Below are 457 nucleotides of genomic sequence, written 5' to 3' on the forward strand. Positions count from 1 at the left end.
TGTTCCCCGCGCGAGCGGGGATGAGCCGAAGGGCGCGGCCGTGCTGGTTGAAGGCTATGAGTGTTCCCCGCGCGAGCGGGGATGAGCCAGAAATTACGCCGAGTCTCGGGAATCTTGCCCACGTGTTCCCCGCGCGAGCGGGGATGAGCCACCCCACCCATCGCGTAGAGAAAGTGCGTGGCAGTGTTCCCCGCGCGAGCGGGGATGAGCCGGCTACATCGAGAACGAAACGCCGATTCGGTTCGTGTTCCCCGCGCGAGCGGGGATGAGCCGAGTTCCTCCTGATGGGGGTATGAGTATTGTCAGTGTTCCCCGCGCGAGCGGGGATGAGCCGGGCGGCGGGGCTTCTCAGAGTTTTCTCTGAGAGTGTTCCCCGCGCGAGCGGGGATGAGCCGGAATTGGTCAAGTATGCCGCAAAGCGGGAAAAGTGTTCCCCGCGCGAGCGGGGATGAGCCGC

The sequence above is a fragment of the Rothia sp. HMSC069C03 genome (assembly GCF_001811075.1).
In the GTDB taxonomy this organism is placed as follows: Bacteria; Actinomycetota; Actinomycetes; order Actinomycetales; family Micrococcaceae; genus Rothia; species Rothia mucilaginosa.